The sequence below is a fragment of the Parabacteroides sp. PH5-46 genome (genome assembly GCF_029892785.1).
Lineage (GTDB): Bacteria > Bacteroidota > Bacteroidia > Bacteroidales > Tannerellaceae > DFXE01.
In genome coordinates, this window is the sequence record NZ_JARXXA010000012.1 from 54,522 (window position 1) to 77,621 (window position 23,100).

Genomic DNA, 23,100 nt, shown 5'->3' on the forward strand with positions numbered 1-23,100 from the left:
CCCCTATGGCAAATATTTCCGAATTAAGTATCAATCGCCCCGTACTTTCAACGGTAATGGTATTGGTTATCCTGTTGTTCGGGATGATTGGGTACCGCTGGTTGGGGGTACGTGAATATCCGAGTGTAGACCAACCGATTATCTCTGTGAGTACATCGTACCCGGGGGCTAATGCGGAGGTAATCATGAACCAGATTACCGAACCCTTGGAGCAGAATATTAACGGGATTCCCGGCATCCGTTCGTTAAGCAGTGTGAGTAGCCAGGGAAACAGCCGTATCACGGTAGAATTTGAACTTTCTGTAGATCTGGAAACGGCAGCGAATGATGTGCGTGATAAGGTTTCACGTGCCCAACGATACCTGCCGCGTGACTGCGACCCTCCTACCGTGTCCAAGGCCGATGCCGACGCCACTCCTATTATGCAGATCGGTATCCGAAGCAGCCAGCGTTCGCTGATGGAACTGAGCGAAATAGCTGAATTGACCGTAAAAGAGCGTTTGCAGACGATCCAGAATGTGAGTGGTGTAGATATATGGGGGCAGAAGCGCTATTCCATGAGGCTGTGGCTGGACCCTATCAAGATGGCCGGATATGGTGTAACGCCTCTTGACGTGAAGAGCGCCGTAGATGCCGAAAACGTAGAATTGCCTTCGGGAAGTATAGAAGGAAATACGGTGGAACTATCTATCCGTACCTTGGGATTGATGACTACCGCCAAGGAGTTTAACGATTTAATCGTGAAAAAAACCAGCGACCAGATTGTTCGCTTCCAGGATATCGGTTATGCCGAACTGGCACCGGAGGATATCAAGAGTTTCCTGAAGAAGAACGGTGAGCCCATGGTTATCGACGTGATTATCCCCCAACCGGGAGCCAACCATATTGAAATTGCCGACGAAGCCTATCAGCGTATCGAGCAACTAAAGAAAGACTTACCAGAGGATGTTACCATCGAAATGGTGTATGATAATACCAGTTTCATACGTGCCTCTATCCGGGAAGTGGAAGAAACGATCTATGTAGCCTTCATTCTGGTGGTGTTGATTATCTTCCTGTTCCTGCGCGACTGGCGCGTAACCTTGGTTCCGGTAGTTGTAATTCCGGTTTCACTGGTGGGAGCCTTCTTTGTGATGTACGTGGCCGGTTTCTCTGTGAATGTACTGACCATGTTGGCTATCGTGCTCTCCGTAGGGCTAGTGGTAGACGACGCCATTGTGGTGGCCGAGAATATCTATGTGCGTATCGAGCGGGGTATGCAGCCGAAGGAGGCGGGGATCGAAGGCTCGAAAGAAATCTTTTTTGCCGTTATCTCTACGACCATTACCCTGATATCCGTGTTCCTTCCGATTGTATTTATGGAAGGGATGACGGGGCGCTTGTTCAAGGAGTTTAGTATCGTAATTGCCGGATCGGTAGCGATTTCTTCCTTTGTTGCGCTTACCTTTACGCCCATGCTTGCCACAAAACTGTTGAAGCGGCGGGAGCATAAGAACTGGTTCTACCGGAAGACCGAGCCTTTCTTTGAGTGGCTGAACAATATTTATGCGAAAGGATTGGACTACTTCTTGAGTCATAAGTGGATGGCTGTCCCTGTTGTCGTTATTTTATTCGCTACCATCTTTTATTTCTGGCAGAAAATACCTGCTGAACTTTCACCTTTGGAAGACCGTTCGCAGATATCCATCAACCTGCGCGGTCCGGAGGGTACTACCTTTGAATTTATCCGCGACTTTGCCGAGCGGATTGAAGTAATAGCCGATTCGCTGGCACCGGAAAGAAAATCCATCACTACCCGTTCTTGGGGTTCGAGCGGTTTTATTACCGTTTTATTGCCCGACATACAGGATCGTGATCGATCTCAGATGGAAATAGCCGAGAATATATCAGCAGCTGTCAGGAAAGAGACGTTGGCTCGCGGATTCGTGCAGCAGCAATCTACCTTTGGCGGTAGGAGAGGGGGGATGCCCGTACAATACGTACTGCAGGCAACCAGTCTGGGAAAACTACAGGAATTCCTTCCGGAGTTTATGCAACGGGTGAATGAAAGCCCCGTTTTCCAAATGGCGGATGTAAATCTGAAATTCACCAAGCCGGAAGTCCGTATCGAGATAAACCGCGACAAGGCTTCGTTGTTGGGCGTAAGTACCCAGAACATTGCCCAGACATTACAATATGCCCTGAGCGGACAACGTATGGGCTACTTTTATATGGGAGGCAAGCAATACCAGATATTGGGCGAGATTAACCGCCAGCAGCGGAATACACCTCTGGACTTACGCTCTATCTACGTACGTAGTAACAATGGGGCGATGATACAGCTAGACAACCTGGTATTGCTGCAAGAGAATGTAGCTCCACCACAACTTTACCGGTATAACCGCTTTGTATCGGCAACCGTTTCCAGCGGACTAAACAAGGGCTATACCTTAGGGGATGGTCTGAACGAGATGGACAAAATTGCTGCTGATGTGCTGGACGATACCTTCCGTACGGCACTTTCCGGTGAGTCGAAAGAGTTTCGCGAAAGTTCCGACAGCCTGATGTTCGCCATGGTACTGGCATTATTTATGATCTATCTGGTACTGGCGGCTCAGTTTGAGAGTTTTAAAGACCCCTTGGTGGTCATGTTTACCGTACCATTAGCCATTGCAGGAGCACTGATGTTTATGAGTGCTTCGGGAGTTACCATGAATATATTCAGCCAGATCGGTATTATTATGCTCATTGGTTTGGTGGCGAAGAACGGGATTTTGATTGTAGAATTTGCCAACCAGCGACAGGATAGTGGCTTATCCATCGGAGAGGCGATCCGTTCGGCTTCTATCCAGCGTTTGCGCCCAATCCTGATGACCAGTGTTTCTACCATTCTTGGTTTGCTTCCGCTGGTATTTGCTTCTGCCGAAGGGGCACAGGGACGTATTGCCATGGGAACAGCCGTAGTAGGGGGGATGCTTGTATCTACCTTCCTGACACTTTTCGTTGTTCCGGCTATGTACAGCTTTATTTCTACCGACAGACAAAAAAAGATATCAAAGAGATGAAACGACTTTTCTATATAGGGTTTTTGCTTATACTGACCGCCTCCATAGGCGCACAGGAAGTGTATAACCTGAAACGCTGCATTGAAACGGGATTGGAACGTAACTATGCCATCCGCATCATACGCAACACACAACAAATTAGTGACAATAACGCCACCATCGGAAATGCCGGTTATCTGCCGACAGTAGGAATGAATGGTGGATTTAACGGAAGTATCAACAATACCCGCGAGGAAGCAAAAGACGGGACGGTTACAAAAACAAACGGTATCAACTCGGAAACGGCAACAGCCGGAATTGATGTGAATTGGACGATCTTCGATGGCTTCGGTATACAGGCTGAATATGCCAAACTGAAAGAATTGAAAAGCATTGGAGAGCTCAATACCCGCATGACGATTGAAGACCTTATCGCCGATATCGCCAGTGAGTATTACAACCTTATCCGTCAGAAAATCCGCTTACAAAACCTGACTTCTACATTGAACCTGTCGCGTGAACGGCTCCGCATTGTGGAAGAACGTTACTATATCGGTTCAATGTCTCGTCTGGATTTGCAACAGGCCCAGGTGGACTTTAACTCCGACAGCTCGGCTGTGTTGAACCAGCTGGAAGTAGTACATCGTTCGCGTACAGCTCTCAACCAACTGATGTCTATTGATAATGTAGAAGAACGGATCCATCAGAAAGACTCAACGATCTACCCCAATCCCTTCCTTGATGAAGTGGACTTGTGGAGCAGTACCATGAGCTCTAATGTATCCTTATTGCTGGCTCAGAAAGACCAGCGACTCTCGGAACTCGACCTGAAAAAGGCCAAAAGTCGCAACTATCCTTATCTGCGACTGAACGGAGGATATGGCTATACCGGCAACTGGTACGAAGTAGGAAATACGGACTTCCAGCGGAGGCTCGGTTTCAATTACGGAGTGACTGTCGGCTTTACAGTGTTTGACGGACTCAACCGGAAACGTGAACAGCGAAACGCCCGTATCCAGATAGAGAACAGCGAACTCAGGAGACAAGAATTGGAACTGGCTTTGCGTGCCGATATGAGCAACCAATGGATGGCCTACGAAAACAACCTGAACCTTTGGGCGTTGGAGAAAGAAAACGTAGTAGCCGCACAAGAGAACTACCGTATCGCAATGGAGAGATATCGCCTGGGGCAACTCTCCGGTATTGAATTACGCGAAGCGCAGAACAGCCTCCTCAATGCTGAGGAGAGCAAGTCCATTGCCGAGTTTTCTACTAAGCTGTGTGAAATATCCCTATTACAACTAAGCGGACAAATCACCAATTATCTGATTCCTGATCCGAACGAAGCGAGCCAGTGATCATTCATGCGTTCCGTCGTTTCCATCTTTGCTTAATACAATGCTACGGGCTACATTCAATTCGTTACCTGCTGCATCTGTACAATAGACCATGAAGTGATAAGCACCTTCCGTAGCATTAGCAGGAATCTCAATCTCGTGATGATGTATGTGTGTGTTCTTAAGGCCGGACACATCCCATGACTTATTATAAGTGAAAGGAGCCGTTTCTGCTTTAGTGGCTTTACTTTCGTGTCCATGGTTGTTAAAATTGTCATGTATTTCTACTTTGTACGAGCGAAGCATTTCGTTATCGCTTAATTCCATCTCGAAGTGGATGGCGCTACCCGGTTTTAATACAGCTCCTTCTTCCGGTTCGATCAGATTAATAACGGGCTTTTGTGTATCACTTTCATTATCATCACAGGAAACTAAAATATGCAGACTAAGAATAGTAATCAGGATAGGGAATAAAACTACTTTTTTCATTTGAATATACTTTTAAAAGGTACTTTAATAATAACTTGAAAGTTTCTTCCCGGTTCGGGGATTTCTACTTTCCTGTAAAAACTTAAATGATTATAATATTTGGTATTCAGCAGATTCCGGGCCGACAGCGTGATCTCGGCTTCCGTAGCTCCTAGAGGTATGGAGACTGCGGCTCCTGCATGAAACAGATTGGCTCCCGGTGTAGGGTCTTCGTTCCGGTCGGTACGGTTCTGGTCGGCAATCCAATGATGCTCGGCATAGAGGCGAAGCTTTCCCCGTTCCCATGACAGCGTATTACGCAATGTAGCAGGAGGAGAAAAAGACAGCGGGATGTGATCGTCACAATTATAGGTGTATACATATTCTGCCGCTAATTCGTACTTGAAATAGAAGGGCAAATGAACCGCTGCTGAGGCTTCACCTCCTGCGAACAGAGCCTCCGATCCGGTATAGCGATAAACCTGTCCGGCATGTGGAAGGATAGACCATTCACCCGTAGGCCGCAAGTAGATATAATTACTAAACCAGGATACAAAGGGAGATACATTCACTGTGACGTATGGAGATGTAAAAGTATAAGCCACATCGAATTGCCAGCCCCGTTCCGAGTCCAGTGAAGCGTCTCCCTGTTCGTGACGGAAGGTACCGTGATGCACGCCGTTTGAGGCTAACTCATTGGCTCCCGGCAAGCGGAAACTATGTCCTATATTTGCTTTTAACAGATGTTCGGATGCTACTTGCCATACAATCCCCAGTGAGCCCGACCAGTCGCCAAAGTTCTTATCTACTTTATGGCTACGCACTTCATTGGCGGCAATCTCTGCTTCGGTATATCCCTGTTGTTTCAGGTATGTAGCCAGGTAAAGGTCGGAAAAAGGCTCCGCTTCTATCTTGCCGATATCGTAGCGGAGTCCTCCGCTGAGTGTAAAGGCATCGTTTAGCTTATAGTTTGTCAGCCAAAATAAACCACTAGTCAAACGGCTGTATTCCGGCAGCAGGAAGGAATAACCTCCGATGGTATTCCGCTGGTACTGCACGTCCCATCCTCCGGTATGCTCCCAAACGGCAGAGCCTAAAAGACGCACTTTCAGGCCGGAGCTAAAGGTATGCAAGGTAAAGGCCAGCTCCTTATCGGGATCTGTTGCGGGAGGAGATTGCGTACCGTAATGGGTATGAAAGAAACTCCATTCCTCGCGATGGTTGTTCTGGTAGCCGATGTCCCAACGAAGTTGAGCCCCGTCCCAAGTGTATTGCTGACGAGTCGTAGCCTTCAGATGGTTGACCTTGCTATAAGGCATATCTATGTTCCGCGAATCGCCATCGTCTTCTACCCGTGAGGCGTCCGGTATACCATGCGCACCGGGGAAGAAGCCTACCTTCTGATACGCATTGCTTAGGGCATAGGTACTCCGGTAGCGTCCGTTCAGGTACTCTCCCAGCCAGTTTACATTCCGTTCAAGCCCGGCTGTATTTTTGAGCCTTTTATTGTAGATGGGTATTCGCTGGGTGAGGTAGATTATGGTATCCGTTGGAACACGGTAATCTCCGAAACGCTGCTCGGAATAACGTAGGCGGGTATGGAACCTGCCCTTTTTAAGCCCCAACAACAGCGAGCCTCCATACAGGCTATTCACTGATTTCCCCAGCAGGGTCGCTTCACCGAAGAACTGATCTTCAAAGGGCGGCGAGGGCGGCATGATCTCCACCACTCCGGCCATAGCGTCGCTGCCATACAAGAGGGAGGCTGGCCCTTTGCGGACATTGACGGTTTCTACGTTCAGGGCGTCAATCTCCAAGCCGTGATCGGCTCCCCATTGCTGACCTTCCTGTTTGATGCCATTCTCGGTAACAGATACCCGGTTGAATCCCATTCCACGGATCACGGGCTTGGAAAAGCCGGAACCAATATCCATCGAACGTACACCAGGCAGCTTCTCCAAGGTCTGCATCAGGCTACCGGAATAATAGTGTGTTAGAAAATCTTTGTCAGCTACCTCCAACTGCACAGTCGACTGTTTGTTACGCGCCTGTTTCACGTTTTCGGTAATGACAATCTCACGGATCGACAACTCCTTCAAGGTGTCAGGATCCTGGGTTATCGCTCCGGCCACACGCACCAATAGCAATAATCCCATAATTATCTTTATACGCATTTTTCTTAATGGTTAATTGTAAATGGTTAATTGTTAATTATTGACACAATAATAATTAACAACCAATTAATTAATCATGAAAGAAAAGGAGGTGCGCGAAGGAGGTAGGAGTGAGTAACGGCAAGAAGATGCGTACTCTGGTAAGGAGCCGGCTCAAAAGGAAGGGCCGGTTGGATTACGGGATTATCCGGAATCTCAATATGAAGGAAAGGTGATAAGGTAAATTTACAGATGAAACAGTCGTCTGCCGAATGCTTCTGTTCTGTTTCATCTGTACTATGATGGGAGGAACAGCAACCCGTATCTTCCGGAGCATGATGGTGCGTTAGTTTCGCTACCGTCAAAGGAAGCAAACACAGGATCAAAACCCATGCCGATATACGTTGTTTACTATTGGTTTCCTTCACAAATGCCTGTTAAAGTGGCAGCAAAGGTAAAAAGAAATCCTTACCAGCCAAAATAATTTTTCGCGTTGTAATAGCTGATGTTTTCCACCATCTGCTTGATGAATGGCAGTTCGGATACCGGCAGTTCGCCATTCTCTACATCGTTACCAAGCATGTTACACAAGATGCGGCGGAAGTATTCATGACGCGGATACGACAGGAAGCTGCGCGAATCCGTCAGCATACCTACAAAGCGACTTAGCAGTCCTAAAGCAGACAAGGAGTTCATCTGATTCTCCATACCTTTCATGGTATCCAGGAACCACCAGGCGGCGCCAAACTGTATCTTGCCGGGTGTTGTTCCGTCGTTGAAGTTGTACGCATTGGTTACCATCAGGTCGTTGTCGCGAGGATTCAGGTTGTACAGGATGGTTTTAGCAAGCATGCCTGCGCTGTTCAGACGGTCGAGCAAGCGATCCATCGCTACCACGAAGTTATGGTCGTGGATGGCATCGTAGCCGGTATCCGGCCCCAGGATATTGAACATCTTTGTATTGTTGTTGCGGATAGCTCCTATGTGGAACTGTTGTACCCAGCCGGAGCGGGCATCCATCAGTGCACCTTCGTATAATATGGCCGAGCGGAACTTCAACAGTTCTTTCTCGTCTACAGACTTGCCGGCGCGTACTTTCTGGAAGATGGCGCGTATCTCGGCATCGGTATAAGGTTCGGCATAGAATGTTTCCAGTCCGTGGTCAGACACGGTGCAACCTACGGAGGCAAAGAAATCGTGACGGTTCTGAAGCGCTTGCAACAGATCGTCGAAGGTCAGGATCGTAACGCCTGATACCTCTTCCAAGCGGGCCAGGTATTCGTTATAGGCTACGGGATTCTCAATCGCCATTGCTTTGTCCGGACGCCAGGTAGGGAATACTTTTACCGAGAAGCCGCTAGCTTGGATAGCTTTGTGATACTCCAGCGAGTCGATTGGGTCGTCCGTTGTGCAGACTACCTTTACGTTCATCTTCTCCATGATAGCTTGTGCGCGGAAGGCTTCGGTCTGCAATTTAGCAGAGCATTCGTCGTAGATCTCGCGAGCGGTAGAAGGATTCAGTACCTTGTTTACGCCGAAGATGCGGCTTAGCTCCAGATGTGTCCAGTGATAGAGCGGATTACGCATGGTGTAAGGCATGGTTTCCGCCCATTTGGTAAACTTCTCGTAAGAGGGTTTATTGCCTGTTATGTATTCTTCGGGCACTCCGTTGGCACGCATCTGCCGCCATTTATAATGGTCGCCGCCTAGCCATATTTCTGTCAGGTCGGCAAATTGGTAGTTATCGGCTATTTGCTGAGGGATCAGGTGGCAATGATAATCAATGATCGGCATCTTGGCCGCATGCTCATGATATAATTCTTTCGCCGTATCTGTCTGCAACAAAAAGTCTGCATCAAGAAAAGTCTTCATTATTTCTGGTATTTCTTTATGATGGTTAATGCATCTTTGCACAAATGAGTGATGGCTTGCCAGTCACCTTTAGCGATTGCTTCTTTGGGGAATAGCTTCGAGCCCATGCCTACACAGGTAACTCCTGCCTTGAACCAGGCCGAGAGGTTTTCTTCCGTAGGCTCAACGGCTCCTGTAGCCATGATCATCGACCAGGGCATCGGTGCTTTTATATTGCTGACAAAGGAGGGGCCGCCTACATTGCCTGCGGGGAATATTTTGCAGAGGTCGCAGCCTACTTCCTGCGCAAAGCCGATCTCGGAGACTGATCCGCAGCCGGGCGTATAGGGGATCAAGCGGCGGTTACATACTTTGGCTACTTCGGGATTGAAGAGTGGGCCTACGATAAAGTTGGCACCCAACTGTATATACAGAGCAGCAGTAGCCGGATCAACAATAGAACCGATACCCAGAATCAACTCCGGACATTCCTTGGCCGCAAACTTCACCAACTCGCCAAACACTTCCTGAGCAAAGTCGCCCCGGTTCGTAAACTCAAAGGCGCGAACACCTCCGGCATAGCAAGCCTTTACCACTTGCTTCGCCACCTCTATATCTTTATCATAATAGACCGGAACCATCCCGGTATCTATCATCGCACTTAAAACCTGTAATTTATTGAACTTTGCCATTTTTCTAATTGTTAATTGTTAATTATTAATGATTAACTTCAAGCCTACGAATTTACAATTAACCATTAATAATTAACCCTTATAAAATTTTATCTGCTTACTCTTCCGGAGGCATCGCCGGACATTAGTTTTTCTACTTCTTCTACGGTTACTTGGTTGTAGTCGCCATAGATGGTGTGTTTCAGGCAGGAGGCGGCTACAGCAAAGTCGAGCGCCTTCTGGTCGTCTGTCGTATAGGTTAGTAGGCCGTAGATCAGTCCACCCATAAAGGAGTCGCCTCCTCCTACTCTGTCTACAATGTGCGTGATGTTGTAGCGGCGAGATTGATACAATTTGCCGTCGGCATATAATACGCCTCCCCAGGTATTGTGATTGGCATTGATAGAGCCGCGCAGGGTGATGATCACTTTCTTGGCGCGAGGGAATTTAGCCATCAATTGCTTGCATACCGATTCAAATTCGGCAGCATTTACTTCGCCATCGGTATGTGCCACGTCGAAGCCTTCGGGTTTGATGCCGAATACCTTCTCTGCATCTTCTTCATTGCCAAGGATTACATCGCATCCAGCTACCAATGCAGGCATTACTTCCGATACTGATTTTCCGTATTTCCAAAGGTTCTTGCGATAATTCAGGTCGCAAGATACGGGAACACCCATTTTATTGGCCATCTGGATAGCTTCCAGACAAGCATCGGCTGCTCCTTGCGAGATAGCGGGCGTAATACCTGTCCAATGGAACCAGGATGCATTCTTAAATACCTCTTCCCAGTTTACCATTCCCGGTTTGATGTCCGAAATAGACGAATGAGCCCTGTCATACACCACTTTACTGGCACGGGCTACGGCGCCTGTTTCCAGGAAATAGATTCCCAGCCGTTCGCCCCCATAAACAATATGCGAGGTTCCTACTCCATACTTACGCAAATCCATCACACAGGCACGTGCAATATCGTTCTGCGGTAAGCGTGTAACAAAGTCTGTTGGTATTCCATAATTGGCCAATGATACAGCCACATTTGCCTCTCCGCCGCCAAAGGTTGCACTAAACTTGTCTGTTTGATTAAAGCGTAGATAATCTGGTGTGGCCAGCCGAAGCATAATTTCTCCAAAGGTAATTACTCTTTTTTCCATGATATGTGTGAATATAATTTGCTGCAAAAATAGGGATATATTTTAATTAACCATCATGTGTGTGCGAAAACATTACGATTTTACGAAAAATTAGAGAAAGTAATTACCTCCCAACAAGCCCATATTTAAATTCAGTAATCTTTTTTGTCAAAAAGATGACGCATTTAAGATTTGAGTAATCATTTTCCATCAAAAGAATACCGCATTCCGGAATTGAGTAACCTTTTTAGGTAAAATGATTACCGAAACCTGAGATTGAGTAATCTTTTAACACAAAAGCATTCTTCCCCTACTCAGGGAAACATTTTTTTGAGACAAAATGATTACTCAAATCCGGAATCCAGTAACTTTTTTTGCGAAAATGATTACCGAAAATAAAATCACACCAATCCACTTCATTATGTTTATTTAACAAACAGATTATTGTTCGTTTACGAAATAATCGTAGATTTGTGTCGGGTTGATATTAAAAATAAAACATATGGAAAAGCTAACTATACAGGAAGAAGAGGCTATGATCTTGATATGGCAAAATGCTCCTTGTTTCATAAAAGAGATTTTGACGCTGTATCCGGAGCCCAAGCCTCCTTATACTACGATTGCTTCTGTAGTGAAAAATCTCGAACGTAAGAAGTATGTAAAAGCCAAGCGTATTGGTAATACATATCAATACGATCCGCTGATTCAGGAAAGTGAATACAAACGTACCTTTATGAGCGGAGTGGTAAACAATTACTTCGAGAACTCCTATAAAGAAATGGTTTCCTTCTTTGCTAAAGAACAAAAAATATCAACCGACGATTTGAAGGACATCATTGATATGATAGAAAAAGGAAAAGAATAAACAAAAAACCCCATTAAAACATACATACCATGACACCGGAATTTGCCTACTTTGTTAAGGTGAATGTGGCTTTTATGCTCTTTTACGCCTTCTACAGACTGTTCTTTTACAAAGATACATTCTTTAAATTGCGTCGCTCCATCTTGTTGGTATTCTTTGGATTAGCCTTTGCTTATCCATTGCTGAACATACAAGAGTGGGTGAAAGAACAGGAGCCCATTGCGGAAGTTATACAGCTGTATTCCGTGATGCTTCCCGAAGTTGTAGCCAATGGCAATACTGCTACGGCGCCGGATTGGAAGGAGTTATTGGTAAGTATAGCTTTGGGTGTTTACTGGTTGGTAATTATCATTTTGTTTGCACGCTTTCTGGTTCAGCTTGCCAGTATATTATGGCTTAGGCTTAATAGCAAACGGACGGCTATTAATCAGGTAGAAGTATATGTTCTGGAGAGGCCTGCCGGACCATTTTCCTTCTTTCACCTGATCTTTTTGCATCCGGCAAGCCATAGCGAAAACGAGCTGGAAGAGATCCTTACTCACGAACAAACGCATGCCAGGCAATGGCATTCGATAGACGTAATCATTAGTGAGCTTATCTGTGTTTTATGCTGGATCAACCCCTTTGTTTGGTTACTGAAACGCGAAGTCAGGCACAATCTTGAATACCTGGCCGACCATACTGTTCTGCAATCAGGCTACGACAGCAAGAATTATCAATACCATTTATTAGGACTTGCCCATCACAGTAATCAAACAGGGGCAAACCTATACAACAGTTTTAATGTATTACATCTAAAAAACAGAATCAACATGATGAATAAAAAACGCTCCCGCACAATCGGAATGACTAAATATTTAATATTCATTCCCCTCGCAGCCATCCTGATGTTACTCAGTAACATGGAAGCTGTAGCCCGCATCACGAAAGAAGTTACAAAATCAGAAGAAATTTCCCTGCCCGATATTCCGGACAACATCCAAATACTGCAAGACAAGCCCGTATTTACAGTTGTAGACGAGATGCCGAAGTTTCCGGGAGGCGTAGATGAATTGCTTAAGTTTATTAATCAAAATGTAAAATATCCGGAAGACGCATCTGCAAAAGGTGTTGAAGGAAGAGTAATTTGCTCATTTATCGTAAGAGACGATGGCTCTGTAAGCGATCCTCGAATCGTAAGAGGAGTTGATCCCCTATTAGATGCCGAAGCCATACGGGTAATCAAATTAATGCCGAAATGGACACCCGGCAAGCATAAAGGAGAGGTTGTCAACACAAAATATACCATCCCCATCAGCTTTTCCTTGGGCGGAAAGCAGGAAAAGAAAAAAGAAGTAGCCGTAGTAGATAAAAATAGCGATCCCAACAATCGTATATATACAGTTGTAGACGAGATGCCAAAGTATCCGGGAGGCGAAGGAGAACTAATGAAGTTTATCGCCCAAAGTGTACAATATCCGGCAGAAGCAGAAACCAAGAAGCTTGAAGGAAGAGTAATCTGTTCATTTGTCGTCAGAAAAGATGGAAGCATCACCGACCCTGTAATCGTAAGAGGAGTGGATCCCCTATTGGATGCCGAGGCCATACGTGTAGTCAATCTGATGCCAACATGGACGCCCGGTACACAAAACGGACAGGCTGTCAACGTAAAATATACCATTCCTATCACCTTTCGAATGAAATAAATGAAACAACTCTACATTCTGATTCTGAGTGTATGTATGTCTGCATCAGGCATAGCGCAAACAGCATCCCTGCAAGAAAACATCGCCCTGGCACAATCGCATGAAGGGGCCCTGAAGTACAGAGATGCCTATGCCTGCTATCAGCATTGCCTAACGATGGATACGACCAACATTGAGATCCTCAATGCCCTGGCACGCATAGCTACCAACCTGGGGAAAGCATCGGATGCCGAACATTACTTCACCAAAGTATTGCAGGCAGACAGTACCAACTTCTATGCCAATTATCAGTTGGGACGGCTCTACTATCAGTTGGGCAACTACGACAAAGCCATCGAAAAGTATGAGTATCTGCTGGAAACAGACGAGCAAAACACCACTCTATTGAGGAATGTAGGAGATTGTTACCTGAAAGCAGGAGACGTAGCTGCTGCCATTGCCGCTTATTACCTGGCGTATGAGCATAACAAAGAGAATGTAGGGCTTGCCAGTACGCTGGTCAACATACTGCTTCAAACACCGGGCACAGAGGCCTCGGATGCAATAGCCGTTTGCGATACGGCTTTGTATTACAATCCCGGCAATCGCCTGATCCGGCAAAACAAAGGGATGGCTCTTTACCTGAACAAGCAATATGCCGAAGCAGACACGCTCTATTCTCAACTGATAGCCGAAGGTGACTCTTCATACCTCAGCCTCAAATACGGCGGAGCTTCCCAATACTATGCCGGACAGTACCTCAAATCGGTAGACCTGCTAGAGCTCGCTTACCAAGAGGATACCACGTCGGTAGATGTATCCCTGCTTCTAGGTTCTGCCCTGGGGAAAACATACGACCGCAAACGCGCATATCTTCTCTTCGACAATGCCGAGAAAGAAATGCAACCGAAAGAATATATGGTCAACCAGCTATACCTCTTCAGAGGAGAAACATATCAAAAGGATGGGCGGTTTAGCGATGCCGCCCGCCTTTACTATGAACTCTGGAAGAAGACAAAAAGACTCAACTTACTGGGAAACATCCTCAACCTCTACAGCGTACAAAACGCAAACGAATATAAAGACGAAAACACAAAACAACGGGGACTATTCATCAACGTATTATACGTAAAAGAATACCTGTCAAGCGGAGAAGATCTCAAATACATGTACTACAGACGATACGTACTGGAATCCTTCCTCGAAGACATGTTTTTCCGCAACATAAAAGAAGAAACCATGATCGCCCCCGACGGAAAAAGAAGCAAAATAACCAACATCGAACTCCGCGAACTAGCCAACAAACTTCCCGAAATGCCCGAAAAAATCCGCCAGGAAATTGAAGAGGCTACCAAAACTATCGAAGGAAATAAAAGGAGAAAATAGAGGCGTTATTGGTTAATGTTATTATATTTGTTAAACCTATAATAGCTATTAACTCTTTTTCGTATAAAATTTCTATATTATGTTCGTTAAAAAAACAGCTTTACTCTTCATTACTTTGTTTGCCGGAGCTATCACAACATTTAGCCAGACAACGTACAACAGTCACGATATCGACCAGTTAAAAGCCTTCTTTGGGCAGGAATCTGCCATTGAAGGAGAGAAGAACTGGCAGCAACTCGGTATCACTCCTGCCGATGGCGACCCAACGACCTGGAAAGCCGATAGCGCTGCCTGGGGAAGAATACCCGGGACTACTTGGGTAGAGGTTTCTAATGAACAAAGAATCGGGGGGATTAATTGGATTGCTCACCCTGGATATGATTATGATCGATATGAATTCTTATCTGGTTTATTAGATCTAACGGAATGTTTTCTTTTACATGATTTGGATTTTATAAATACTTCTATTACGTCTTTAGATGTAAGTGGGTGCAGTAATTTGTATGTGATAAACTGTTGTTTTACACCTTTGATAACGTTAGATGTATCAGGTTGTAGTAATCTGAGAACATTGGCATGTTATTCTACATTATTATCCATATTAGATCTAACAACTTGTACAAATCTATACGATTTATTTTGCTATGACACTCCCTTATCTATACTAAATATATCGGGTTGTACAAAATTAAAAATGTTACTTTGTAGTAATGCTTCATTGTCATCATTAGATGTATCAGAATGTAAAACTTTACATACTCTGAATTGTGAAAATAATCTAATCCCTATACACAGTTTACCTTCTAATAAGGGTACGGAGCCGTATAGCAACAATATGGGAGGCTATTATTTTTATGCTCGACAAACTGTTACAGAAACGTTGCCATTGGCACAACCGGTAAATCTCTCTTCCTTTGATATAGGAAGTGGTACAACATATGAATGTTACGATGTAGACGGACTGTTAATCAAAGGGGCTATGGTTAAAGACGGTATCCTTACCTTACCCGATGACCTCCAGGGGGATGTGGAAGTGCATATTTGTAATGATGAATTCCCAGCCCAGAGTGAGCAGCTATCAGCATTTGATGTTCCTGCTATGGTTTATAAGTTTACAGTAGATAAGCTAACGGGGGTTTCTACACCATCTACTGAAGAAGGAACTAAGGTATATGCTATTCCTGGACACCTTATCATTACACAGGAACACGCAGAACGGAACACGCAGAACGCTTTTGTGTATACGGCAACCGGACAGCTACTAAAAACTGTTAATATAGGGAATGGAACAGTTCGGATCCCTTTGCCAAAAGGTATCTATATAGTATCAATTAGGGATAAGCATTGGAAAATAGCCATATCTGATAGATAAATCAAAAGCGAAAAGAAAAGTATAAACCGCCGCCTTGTTGATTGAGCATAGGGGCTACTACCAGGCGGTCGGAGGCTTTGGCGTTGACGCTGCGGGCGATGGCATTGCGGATGGGGAAATAGATCAGGTAGGATAGTTCGACGGACAGGATGCCGAAACCGGCTCCGGCTACTACATCGGCTATCCAGTGGCGGTTTTTATACACGCGGGTGCCGGCTACAAAGGCGGCAATGGCATAGCCGGAATAGGCTAATACGGGACTGCTATCCTTAAACTCCTTGAAAGCTACATGTGCTCCCAAAAAGGCATTTGCGGTGTGTCCCGAAGGAAATGAATAACGTGCGCCATCGGGGCGGGTAGTGTCTACTACTCTCTTTAGTCCTTGTACGAATCCTGCGTTGAGGCCTTCAGCCAAAGCAACGATAAAGAGTTGATCTACGAAGTTATGCTTCTCTTTTCCCATCAGGTCGCAAACAAATACCCAGCCCAGCATTCCCCATTCCAGATAGTCATCCACCTTAATATTATAATGGATCGAATCTTTGCGGGTGAACAGATGGAAATCGTTCCAGCCGTCTACAGCGGTACCAATAGCACCGGCGGTAATCAGAGCAGCAGGCAATATGAATCGGGTAGGCTTAAAGCGATAGTCTACTACCGGCATCTTTTCTGTAGGAGTATATAAAGAAACTGAGTCTGTAGCAGAGGAGAGCGGTAATTCAACGGTTTCCGCATGAGCAAGCGGCATATTGATCAACCAAGCAAATAAAACTATGGAAATTGGTAGTATGTTGTTCTTCATCTTCTTATTCCTGATAGGATATAGACCGGCAAAATTATAAATAAATTCCTATCTTTGTCAGTCTTACTAATGTAAAAAGAATATGCAACATCCATTAATCATCCATAATACTCTGACGCGCAAGAAAGAACAGTTCATTCCTTTACATGAACCCCATGTTGGGATGTATGTGTGTGGACCAACCGTTTATGGTGATGCGCACCTGGGACATGCCCGTCCGGCTATCACGTTCGACCTGCTGTTTCGTTATCTGACTCATTTAGGGTATAAGGTACGATACGTGCGTAACATTACGGATGTAGGACATCTGGAACATGATGCGGATGAGGGTGAAGATAAAATCGCCAAAAAAGCGCGTTTGGAGCAACTGGAACCGATGGAAGTTGTTCAGTATTACCTGAACCGTTACCGTAAATCGATGGATGCTCTGAATGTATTACCTCCCAGTATCGAGCCGCACGCTTCCGGCCATATCATCGAACAGATTGAATTGGTAAAAGAGATACTGAATAATGGCTATGCATACGAAAGCAAAGGGTCGGTTTACTTCGATGTAGAAAAATATAATAAAAAACATAAATACGGAATCTTGTCCGGACGGAACGTAGAAGATATGATGAATACCACCCGTGAACTGGACGGGCAGGACGAGAAACGTAATCCGGTAGATTTTGCCCTTTGGAAGAATGCTCAGCCGGAACACATCATGCGTTGGCCTTCTCCCTGGAGTAATGGTTTTCCCGGCTGGCATTGCGAATGTACGGCAATGGGAAAGAAGTATTTGGGTAAACACTTCGATATTCATGGCGGAGGAATGGATCTTATTTTCCCGCACCATGAATGCGAGATTGCACAAGCCGTAGCGTCGCAAGGGGATGATATGGTTCATTACTGGATGCATAACAATATGATTACCGTTAACGGACAGAAGATGGGTAAGTCGTTAGGTAACTTCATTACACTGGATGAATTCTTCACCGGAAGCCACTCCATGCTTGCCCAGGCCTATTCGCCGATGACAATCCGTTTCTTTATCCTGCAAGCGCATTACCGGAGTACGGTAGACTTCAGCAACGAGGCCTTACAGGCTTCAGAGAAAGGCTTGTCGCGCCTGATGGATGCCTATCACCATCTGGAAAAACTCCAACCTTCAGCTATATCTTCAGTAGACACAAAAGGCTTGCGTGCCAAGTGTTATGAGGCTATGAACGATGATTTGAATTCGCCCATCGCTATATCACACTTGTTTGATGCAGCCCGGGCTATCAATACTGTGAAAGATGGCAAAGGTACTATGACAGCCGAAGATATCCTGGAACTGAAAGAGGTATTTCAACTTTTCTTGTTCGATATACTGGGTATGTGCGACGATGCTTCTTCGGCAGATGGCGGTAGCTATGAAGCCTTTGGTAAAGCCGTAGATTTGTTGCTCAATATCCGTCAGGAAGCCAAAGCCAATAAGGATTGGGCTACTTCAGACAAAATACGGAATGAACTAATGGCCATTGGCTTCGAAATAAAAGATACGAAGGATGGGGCCGAATGGAAACTAAACTAACGCTGAATGGAACACGCAGAACGCAGAAAGGGAGAGGTCTTCGGTGTTCCGTTCTGCCAACCGATAGATTATGACAATATATGAGTTTCTAGAAGGGGATGCTTTCGCGTTGCATGCGGGGGTGGAATTATTAGAAGTGGAGTCTGGATATGCGAGGGCTCGTATGAAGATAGGACCGATGCATCTGAATGCCGGTGGGGTGTGTCAGGGAGGTGCGATATTTACACTGGCCGATCTTGCTTTTGCTGCAGCAACGAACAGTCATGCTCAGCTTACTTTTTCGATTAATTCTACAATTAATTTTTTCAAATCGGAAAGCGAAGGCTTTTTGTATGCTGAAGCGAACGAGGTTTTCTCCCGTAACCGCTTAACTAATTGTGAGGTAAGTGTTACAAATGATACGGGCGAACTAATCGCCACCTTTGTCGGAACCGGATACCGGAAAGATATTGAACTCCCCTTTCCTCCCGTTCCCTGACTTGCATATCCGGTGATTAATACGTATTTTTGAGAAGTAAAGAAGACTTGCTTATGAAGAAAAATGACTGGAAAGACAGACTCGGAGTGATGTATTCTACCAATCCGGACTTTCAATATAATACAGGTGATGAGGCAGAAGAAGATACGCTACCAAAAGAGAAACAGCTGCTTCGTATTTCATTAGACAAACGGAACCGAGGAGGGAAAGCGGTTACTCTGATTACCGGATTTCGCGGAACTTCAGACGATCTGACAGCTTTAGGTAAGTTTCTGAAAGTAAAATGCGGTGTAGGCGGATCAGCTAAAGACGGCGAAATTATCGTACAAGGGGATTTACGAACCAAAGTACTCGAAATATTGCAAAAAGAAGGCTATACCAAAAGCCGGACCATCTGAAACAGTTATGCTAACCGTTTACAGAGCTTCGGCTGGAGCAGGAAAAACCCATAAACTAACCGGTGAATACCTGAAATTGCTGTTCAACAGAGATGCTGCCTATCGGCGAATATTGGCTGTTACTTTCACCAATAAAGCTACCGACGAAATGAAAAGTCGGATCATCCATGAACTTTATCATTTAGCATCCGAAAAGCAGTCAGGATATATTGACATGCTGATGGAGAAATATACCCTGAATGAACAACAGATCCGAAAGAAAGCCCGAACAATACTGATTACCATCCTACACGATTATGCCGCTTTTAATATCAGCACAATAGACCGTTTCTTCCAGCAGACAATGCGTGCCTTTACCCGCGAGATAGGCTTGCAGGGTGGTTACAATATCGAGATGGACCAGGAGTTGGTACTAACGGAAGCAGTAGACAATTTATTAGCCGACCTGGATAAACCTGAAAATAAAGAACTGCTGGGATGGCTGCTCCGCTTTGCCGAAGATAAAATAGAGAACGGTGGAGAGTGGAACCTGCGGAGAGATATCATGTCGCTTAGCCGGGAGGTGTTTAAGGAAAGCTATAAAGCCTCCAGTGAGCAGGTAAGCAAAGATATTGAAGACAAGCAAGAGTTGGAAAGTTTTAAGAATGAGCTTTACAACATCATCCGTTCTGTTGAAAATGAGCTAAAGAAGCTGGGCGAGAAAGGTGTTTCCATTTTACAACAATATGCCTTGCAGCCTACAGACTTTAAGGGAGGAAGTAATTCTCCCCTGAAGCACTTTGAACGATACGCACGAGGCGAGACAAAAGAACCTACGGCTACATTCATGAACCTGGCTGATAATGTAGACGTCTGGTATGCTAAAACAACTCCCCCCGGATTAGTGCAGATCATACAGTGTGCCTTTGAGGATGGGTTGAATGATTGTGTCAAAGGAGTTGTGGCATTATTCGCTAATCTGAAAACCTATTACACAGCCAAAGAGATTGTTCGTTTTTATTATACATTGGGTATCTTGAATGATATCTCCCGGCAGATAGCAGCTTATCGCGAAGAAAAGAATATCATGCTGATTGCTGATACGACTGAGTTGCTGAACAAGGTAATCGATGGCAGCCATACGCCTTTTATATACGAAAGGACCGGAACGCATGTAGATCACTATATGATTGATGAGTTTCAGGATACCAGCAATATGCAGTGGAATAACTTTCGCCCGCTGATAGAAGAAAGTTTGGCTCATAATTATAACAACCTGATTGTAGGAGACGTGAAACAAAGTATCTACCGTTTCCGTAATTCCGACTGGAAATTGCTGGACGAACAGGTACAGAAAGATTTCTCTCCGGCACAAGTAAATGAGCAAACATTAAAGGATAATTGGCGCAGTTTCCGTCATATCGTAGAATTTAATAATACATTTTTCCAAACGGCTCCTTCACTTTTGCAGCTTATTTATAATGAGGCGCTGGATACTTCATCTCTAAATGAAGAAGACAAAGGATTGTTTAGCACCAAAATAGCAACTGTTTATGCGGACAGTGCACAATTGATTCCACCTAAGTTTCAAAAGAAAGACGGGCATGTAAAGATCGACTTCCTTTCCGGTGACGAAGAGACAGACTGGAAAGAAGAAGCCTTGCAACGTCTTCCTGCCGTTTTGGAGCAATTACAGGATAATGACTATTCCTTGAAGGACATAGCAATCCTGACCCGTACAAACTTGGAAGGTGCTTCGGTTGCCGATTTCCTGTTGACGTACAAGGAGGAGCATCCGTCGGAGCACTACCATTATGATATTATCTCCGATGAGGCTTTATTCGTAAGCAGTTCTCCGGCGGTACGTTTTATGATTGCTTTATTACGTCACCTGAAGAGTCCGGATAACCTGACGAATAAACAGATGGCACTTTTCAATTATGCAATATTAAGCGGAAAATCGCTGAATATAGGTTCACAAAACGAATTTCCCTCTGACATTCAAAAGGAACTGGATATTCTATCCCGGCTGTCATTGTATGAATTGACTGAAGGTTTGTTCCGGCTTTTTTCCAACTATTTTGCAGCAGACGAACAAGCCTATGTGCAAGCATTCTTTGATATGGTGTCGGAATATGCCCAAAAAGAGAGTGCAGACCTGAGTCGCTTCCTCTCCTGGTGGGATGATGCCGGATATAAAAAGTCAATCGCTACCCCGGATGGGCAAAATGCCATTCGCATCCTGACCATCCATAAATCAAAAGGCTTAGGTTTTCCGGTTGTGATTATGCCTTTCGGAGATTGGGAAATAGACCATAAGCCTACCAAACAGGTGATTATCTGGTGCCAGCCTCAGGAAGCTCCCTTTAACAAACTCCATCTGTTACCGGTACGCTACGGGCAGGCATTGTCTAAAACGATCTTTGCTAAAGACTATTTTCAGGAACGCCTCCATGCCTGTATCGACAATCTGAATACTCTTTATGTAGCCTTTACCCGTGCGAAGGAAGAACTGATTGTTTTTGCACCACGTCCGAAGAAAATCAGTGAAAAAAGCGGAGCTGTAGAGAAAATTTCATCTATCACTGATCTGTTATGGGCGAGCTTACACGAAAGCTTTTCTTTTGATACGACAAACGGCTGCTTTGAGTCCGGCTCCCCCTGCAAGTCTGCTACCGAAAAGAAAGCAGAATTGCTACCGGAAGAACTGTCTCTGGGAAAGCTTTACTCCGTATCACCCGACGAGCGTTTGCAATTACGGCTGCATGGTAAAGGCTTCTTCTTCGATAATAGCCAACGGAAACATGGAGCATTGATGCATGATATTTTAAGTGCAATCCGCACTTCCAAAGATATTTCACCGGCAGTAGAAAGCTATCGTCAGGCGGGAGTTATCAACCGTGAAGAAAGCAACGAACTTCTCTTGCGGCTTGAAAAATTATTGTCAAATCCTGAAGTTGAATCCTGGTATAATGGTTCGGCTCATGTTCTGAACGAAGTAGATATCCTCTCCGGAAAGAATATAACCCGACGCCCCGACCGGGTAATGATAACTCCTGAAAAGGTAACGGTGGTAGACTATAAGTTTGGCGAGCAACAAGATAAACGTCATCATTATCAGGTGAAAAACTACATGAAACTAATTCGCGAAATGGGCTATACACACGTAGAGGGTTGCCTCTGGTATGTGGAATTAGAGAAAATAGAAGTCGTGTATAGCTGATATTCGTCAAAAATGAATACTTTTGTACAAATAATATGGCTAAGAGGAAACTAAGACGAATTAAAGTTCACAAAGTTCATAAAGAAGGAACAGGTCTGCTACTAGCTCTTTTTACTGTTTTATTCTTTATCAATCTGAGCCTTTACCACACGGCCGGTAAAGGTACGCTATTCTATTCCGTATTGTTTCCTTCTGCTATTTTGTTCTTCCTTGTCCTTAATTTCTTCCGTAGTCCGTTCCGAAGATTCCCTTATGATTCTGAAGGATTGGTCATAGCACCTGCTGATGGCACTATTGTGGCTATTGAAGAGGTAATGGAAAATGAAATACTTCATTGTAAATGCTTGCAGATATCCGTTTTCATGAGTGTATTTAACGTACATGCCAACTGGTTTCCGGTAAATGGTGTTGTCAAACATGTTTCTCATAACAACGGACGCTTCATGGCTGCCTATCTGCCTAAGAGCAGTACGGAAAATGAACGCTCTGCTGTCGTTGTCACCACAAAAGACGGACATGATATTCTGGCGAGACAAATAGCCGGAGCGGTTGCCCGCCGTATCGTAACCTACGCCAAAGTAGGCGAATCCTGCCATGTAGACGACCAGATGGGTTTTATTAAATTCGGCTCACGGGTAGATGTATACTTACCGCTGGATAGTGAAGTACTGGTGGAAATGGACCAGAAAGTAACCGGCAACCAAACGCCGATTGCCCGTTTGGAGAAACGCAGTTAAAT

Annotated in this window: 18 protein-coding genes; 11 read left to right on the forward strand and 7 right to left on the reverse strand. The window is 45.0% G+C overall.

The genetic code is table 11. From position 1 onward, the window contains the following. Nucleotides 1-5 precede the first annotated feature (5 nt). On the forward strand, nucleotides 6-3,044 hold the full coding sequence (locus tag M2470_RS12895) for an efflux RND transporter permease subunit (RefSeq protein WP_280745408.1): 3,039 nt from the start codon (nucleotides 6-8) through the stop codon (nucleotides 3,042-3,044). Continuing rightward, nucleotides 3,041-4,381 (forward strand): TolC family protein, encoded by a 1,341-nt coding sequence (locus M2470_RS12900; RefSeq protein WP_280745409.1) that lies wholly within the window; start codon nucleotides 3,041-3,043, stop codon nucleotides 4,379-4,381. The genes M2470_RS12895 and M2470_RS12900 overlap by 4 nt, the downstream gene beginning before the upstream one ends. On the opposite strand, the gene M2470_RS12905 is transcribed toward M2470_RS12900, so the two are convergent. The 6 genes from M2470_RS12905 to M2470_RS12930 form a co-directional block, all read right to left on the reverse strand. Then, a complete protein-coding gene (locus M2470_RS12905) occupies nucleotides 4,382-4,849 on the reverse strand; it encodes a DUF4625 domain-containing protein (RefSeq protein WP_280745410.1) in 468 nt (155 codons plus the stop codon). After that, a complete protein-coding gene (locus tag M2470_RS12910) occupies nucleotides 4,846-7,002 on the reverse strand; it encodes a TonB-dependent receptor (RefSeq protein ID WP_280745411.1) in 2,157 nt (718 codons plus the stop codon). The genes M2470_RS12905 and M2470_RS12910 overlap by 4 nt, the downstream gene beginning before the upstream one ends. 74 nt (nucleotides 7,003-7,076) lie before the next feature. Further along, a complete protein-coding gene (locus M2470_RS12915; RefSeq protein WP_280745412.1) occupies nucleotides 7,077-7,409 on the reverse strand; it encodes a hypothetical protein in 333 nt (110 codons plus the stop codon). Between the two features lie 40 nt (nucleotides 7,410-7,449). Beyond that, nucleotides 7,450-8,853 carry a glucuronate isomerase gene (gene uxaC, locus M2470_RS12920; protein WP_280745413.1) on the reverse strand — a complete coding sequence of 468 codons (1,404 nt, stop codon included), beginning with the start codon at nucleotides 8,851-8,853 and terminating at the stop codon, nucleotides 7,450-7,452. After that, nucleotides 8,853-9,524 carry a bifunctional 4-hydroxy-2-oxoglutarate aldolase/2-dehydro-3-deoxy-phosphogluconate aldolase gene (locus tag M2470_RS12925; protein WP_280745414.1) on the reverse strand — a complete coding sequence of 224 codons (672 nt, stop codon included), beginning with the start codon at nucleotides 9,522-9,524 and terminating at the stop codon, nucleotides 8,853-8,855. The genes uxaC and M2470_RS12925 overlap by 1 nt, the downstream gene beginning before the upstream one ends. Before the next feature lie 89 nt (nucleotides 9,525-9,613). Further along, on the reverse strand, nucleotides 9,614-10,657 hold the full coding sequence (locus M2470_RS12930; RefSeq protein WP_280745415.1) for a sugar kinase: 1,044 nt from the start codon (nucleotides 10,655-10,657) through the stop codon (nucleotides 9,614-9,616). A gap of 481 nt (nucleotides 10,658-11,138) precedes the next feature. Here M2470_RS12930 and M2470_RS12935 point away from each other — a divergent pair, with 481 nt between their 5' ends. The 4 genes from M2470_RS12935 to M2470_RS12950 all read left to right on the forward strand — a co-directional run bounded on the left by M2470_RS12935 (nucleotide 11,139) and on the right by M2470_RS12950 (nucleotide 15,923). Then, complete coding sequence (locus tag M2470_RS12935) at nucleotides 11,139-11,501, forward strand: BlaI/MecI/CopY family transcriptional regulator (RefSeq protein WP_280745416.1); 363 nt, start codon at nucleotides 11,139-11,141, stop codon at nucleotides 11,499-11,501. A gap of 29 nt (nucleotides 11,502-11,530) precedes the next feature. Further along, nucleotides 11,531-13,186 (forward strand): M56 family metallopeptidase, encoded by a 1,656-nt coding sequence (locus tag M2470_RS12940; RefSeq protein ID WP_280745417.1) that lies wholly within the window; start codon nucleotides 11,531-11,533, stop codon nucleotides 13,184-13,186. Beyond that, on the forward strand, nucleotides 13,187-14,551 hold the full coding sequence (locus tag M2470_RS12945; protein WP_280745418.1) for a tetratricopeptide repeat protein: 1,365 nt from the start codon (nucleotides 13,187-13,189) through the stop codon (nucleotides 14,549-14,551). 79 nt (nucleotides 14,552-14,630) lie between these two features. Continuing rightward, nucleotides 14,631-15,923 carry a hypothetical protein gene (locus tag M2470_RS12950; protein ID WP_280745419.1) on the forward strand — a complete coding sequence of 431 codons (1,293 nt, stop codon included), beginning with the start codon at nucleotides 14,631-14,633 and terminating at the stop codon, nucleotides 15,921-15,923. Nucleotide 15,924: 1 nt separating this feature from the next. On the opposite strand, the gene M2470_RS12955 is transcribed toward M2470_RS12950, so the two are convergent. Then, nucleotides 15,925-16,725 (reverse strand): phosphatase PAP2 family protein, encoded by an 801-nt coding sequence (locus M2470_RS12955; RefSeq protein WP_280745420.1) that lies wholly within the window; start codon nucleotides 16,723-16,725, stop codon nucleotides 15,925-15,927. An 82-nt stretch (nucleotides 16,726-16,807) separates the two neighbouring features. On the opposite strand from M2470_RS12955, the gene cysS reads away from it, so the two are divergent. The 5 genes from cysS to M2470_RS12980 all read left to right on the forward strand — a co-directional run bounded on the left by cysS (nucleotide 16,808) and on the right by M2470_RS12980 (nucleotide 23,098). Further along, nucleotides 16,808-18,283 (forward strand): cysteine--tRNA ligase, encoded by a 1,476-nt coding sequence (gene cysS / locus M2470_RS12960; protein ID WP_280745421.1) that lies wholly within the window; start codon nucleotides 16,808-16,810, stop codon nucleotides 18,281-18,283. A 70-nt stretch (nucleotides 18,284-18,353) separates the two neighbouring features. After that, entirely contained in the window at nucleotides 18,354-18,761 is a 408-nt protein-coding gene (locus M2470_RS12965; protein ID WP_280745422.1) for a PaaI family thioesterase, read from the forward strand. Nucleotides 18,762-18,814: 53 nt separating this feature from the next. After that, a complete protein-coding gene (locus tag M2470_RS12970) occupies nucleotides 18,815-19,159 on the forward strand; it encodes a translation initiation factor (RefSeq protein ID WP_280745423.1) in 345 nt (114 codons plus the stop codon). Between the two features lie 7 nt (nucleotides 19,160-19,166). Then, entirely contained in the window at nucleotides 19,167-22,361 is a 3,195-nt protein-coding gene (locus M2470_RS12975; RefSeq protein WP_280745424.1) for a UvrD-helicase domain-containing protein, read from the forward strand. Between the two features lie 35 nt (nucleotides 22,362-22,396). Continuing rightward, the gene (locus M2470_RS12980; protein WP_280745425.1) at nucleotides 22,397-23,098 is read left to right on the forward strand and encodes a phosphatidylserine decarboxylase family protein; all 702 of its coding nucleotides are present in this window, start codon (nucleotides 22,397-22,399) and stop codon (nucleotides 23,096-23,098) included. The last annotated feature ends 2 nt before the right edge of the window (nucleotides 23,099-23,100 follow it).